The sequence below is a fragment of the Clostridium sp. D53t1_180928_C8 genome, from assembly GCF_015667795.1.
GTDB lineage: Bacteria > Bacillota > Clostridia > Clostridiales > Clostridiaceae > Clostridium.
The window spans coordinates 1-3,392 of record NZ_JADPEL010000100.1; the positions used below are offsets into that span (position 1 = coordinate 1).

The window sequence follows — 3,392 nt, forward strand, 5'->3', positions numbered from 1 at the left end:
TCTATAGAAGATATTACTATAGAAAATATAGAGTGTAATTTTCTATTTATAAGTATAACTATTTTTTTAGAATATATTAAAGAAAGTTCACATAAACTGCTAAATAATTAATGTAAGGATGATTATATGATAGTTGTTAATCAAGGAAGAGTAAACTATTGTTATAAAAAGTCAAAGGATCATGCAGAAATATGTGATACCGTCTGTAGCAATAGAGTTATAACTATAATTATTGATTATAAATTATTTATAGAAAAAAGTGTTGATAAAGTTATTTCTTCTTTATGGGATATATTAACTTATACTATTACTATTTATAATCTTTGTGATAATACCGTTAAGAATATACGAGTTTTTGATAAGCTCCCTTCAAACACCTTATTTATTGATAATTCAGTTAAAATTAATAATATAACTCAATATGGTGCTAATCCTGAAAATCTGTATATAGGAAATTTATATAGTAAAAAAAAGGTAACTATTACATTTAGAGTAGCTATTTTAAAATGTTATAATGAAGAGGTAACTAAAGTAATCAACGTTGGGAATGTTAGTTATGATTATTTGTATAATATCGAAGAAAAACCAGTGCAAATGCATTTAATAACTAATAAGGTCGTAACATTAGTAAATTGTAATATTTTTTCTCAAATATCTACATCAAGCAAAACTACTCTAAATTCTGAGAATTTTAAAAAAGTTAAAATTTGCGAGATAGATACAAAAATTAAAATTTTAAATTATAAAATAATAAACACACATATGGGCTTAAAAATTTTAATTATATGGAAAATGTATTACCTTATAAATTATTATAAGTATAATTCTTGTTATGGCTATAAATTTCAGAGAGAAAATCGATTTGATTATTTTTCTAATATATTAGATGTACCTCCTGGAATTAAATATATAAAAAAAATCAATATTAATGTTTTTGAAGAAGATTGTACTTATAGTTTACTTCCTAGAACTAATGAACTAACTATATATAATACAATTCTAATTTATTTAAATTAAATATTTATTTTATATTAAAATCTTAGGTTATAATTTTTGTTATTAACTTAAGATTTTTTATAAATAAACCTAAAATTACTTTTTTATTAAATACTCGTAGTTTAAATATGATATAATTGTATTAATTTTACTAATTATAGAGGGAGTAGAGATGAAAGATTTTAAAATAACAAATGATTATAAGAACATAATTATAAATGAGTTACCACTTTTAGATGTTCGTGCAGCTATAGAGTTTGAAAAGGGTGCTTTTATTAATTCAACTAATATACCTATTTTAACAAATGATGAAAGGCATATTATAGGAGTATGCTATAAAGAAAAAGGTAATATAGAAGCTACAAAGCTTGGCTATAGTATTGTTTCTGGAGAGAATAAACGAAAAAAATTAGCTAAATGGAGAGAATATCTAATAAATAATCCTACAGCAATTATTTATTGCTTTAGAGGAGGTTCTCGTTCAACAATAGCTCAAGGATGGATAGAAAATGAATTAGGAATAAGTGTTACTAAATTAGATGGTGGCTATAAAAATTTCAGGAATTATTTGATAAATTCATTAAATCCTAGTAATATCTCAGCAAAACCAATAGTATTAACTGGTTATACAGGATCAGGGAAAACAGAAGTATTAAGGGAGATTGATACATCAATAGATCTTGAGGGAATTGCTAATCATAGGGGGTCTGCATTTGGCGGATTTTTAACACCCCAACCAACACAAATAAATTTTGAAAATAATCTAGCTTATGAAGTTATTAAGCATTCAAATAAAAGATATAATCATATAATTGTAGAAGATGAAAGTAAAAATATAGGCAAAAGTTTTATACCTACGGAATTCTATAAATTTATACATCAAGGAAATGTAGTATTTCTAGATTCGACATTGGAAGAGAGAATTGAAAATATATTAAATGATTATGTTATTAAAGCCCAAACTGAATATATAAAATTTTATGACAATGTAGATTTAGGTATGAAAAAATGGTATGAAAATATAGAAGGTAGTATGATGAAGTTAAAAGAAAGACTTGGTGGTGATCGCTTTAAAGTTGTATTAGAAGAATTAAAAATAGCTTTTAATATTCAATGCTCAACTAATGATTTTTATCAACATATCAGATGGATAGAATTATTTTTAGTTAACTACTATGATCCACTCTATAAACATTCTATATCAAAAGATACAAGAAATATTATTTATAAAGGTGATAAAAAATCTGTATTAGAGTTTTTAAAGGCATTAAATTAATTTTATTATGAAAGGATTGAACTAAATGAATTATAATGAGGTGTTAAATAATGCAAAACAATGCATTGGTGAATATTGCAAAGCTTGTATAGAATGTAATGGAAAAGCATGTAAAAATCAAATTCCTGGTCCTGGAGCAAAAGGAATTGGAGATACTGCCATACGTAATTATGATAAATGGAAAGAAATACGAGTTAATATGGATACCTTAACTGAAAATAAGCCTATTGATACAAGTATTGAACTGTTTGGGCATAAATTTAAATATCCCTTTTTTGCCGGACCTGTAGGTGCAGTTAATTTACATTATGGTAATAAATATGATGATGTTTCGTATAATAACATTTTAGTTTCATCATGTGCTAATGAAGGAATATTGGCATTTACTGGAGATGGTACTAATCCTGAAGTTATGAAGTCAGCTACAAAAGCTATAAAAAAAGTATCAGGATTAGCTATTCCTACAGTTAAGCCTTGGAACATAGATACTATAAAAGAAAAATTAAATTTGGTTAAAAATTCTGGTGCTATAGCAATAGCAATGGATATTGATGCTGCTGGGCTTCCATTTTTAAAAAATATGAATCCTCCAGCTGGATCTAAATCAGTATCTGAACTTAGAGAAATAATTGAAGTATCTAACTTACCATTTATAGTAAAAGGAATTATGACTGTAAAAGGAGCTCTAAAAGCTAAGGAAGCAGGTGCAACAGCAATTGTTGTCTCTAATCATGGTGGTAGAGTTTTAGATCAATGTCCTTCAACTGCAGAAGTATTATCTGATATTGTTGATGCTGTAGGAGATTCAATGAAAGTATTTGTTGATGGTGGGCTACGTTCAGGGGTTGATGTATTTAAAGCATTAGCATTAGGTGCAGATGGAGTACTTATTTGTAGAACATTCGTTACTGCACTTTATGGTGGTGAAGAAGAAGGGATCAAAACATACATTCATAAATTGGCTTCTGAACTAGAAGATACTATGGCCATGTGTGGTGCTTATTCAATTAAAGAGATTTCTAGAGATATGATAAGAAAATAATAAGTATCTTTTATTATAAAGAACAAGAATTAAAGTAATTAATATAATAATAATATACCTTAAATATTAAGAGGATAC

Annotated in this window: 3 protein-coding genes; all 3 read left to right on the forward strand. The window is 26.2% G+C overall.

Going from position 1 to position 3,392, the window contains the following annotated elements; genetic code table 11:
* The first annotated feature begins 126 nt into the window (after window positions 1–126).
* On the forward strand, window positions 127–1,017 hold the full coding sequence (locus I4V51_RS20520) for a DUF11 domain-containing protein (RefSeq protein WP_195990295.1): 891 nt from the start codon (window positions 127–129) through the stop codon (window positions 1,015–1,017).
* Between the two features lie 151 nt (window positions 1,018–1,168).
* Window positions 1,169–2,272 carry a tRNA 2-selenouridine(34) synthase MnmH gene (gene mnmH, locus I4V51_RS20525; RefSeq protein ID WP_195990296.1) on the forward strand — a complete coding sequence of 368 codons (1,104 nt, stop codon included), beginning with the start codon at window positions 1,169–1,171 and terminating at the stop codon, window positions 2,270–2,272.
* A 25-nt stretch (window positions 2,273–2,297) separates the two neighbouring features.
* Complete coding sequence (locus tag I4V51_RS20530; protein ID WP_195990297.1) at window positions 2,298–3,314, forward strand: alpha-hydroxy-acid oxidizing protein; 1,017 nt, start codon at window positions 2,298–2,300, stop codon at window positions 3,312–3,314.
* Window positions 3,315–3,392: the final 78 nt, after the last annotated feature.

Bases quoted from the DNA above. Each gene is read 5' to 3' on its own strand.
- I4V51_RS20520 (WP_195990295.1), top strand. From the start codon at position 127: ATGATAGTTGTTAATCAAGGAAGAGTAAACTATTGTTATAAAAAGTCA.
- I4V51_RS20530 (WP_195990297.1), top strand. From the start codon at position 2,298: ATGAATTATAATGAGGTGTTAAATAATGCAAAACAATGCATTGGTGAA.
- mnmH (WP_195990296.1), top strand. From the start codon at position 1,169: ATGAAAGATTTTAAAATAACAAATGATTATAAGAACATAATTATAAAT.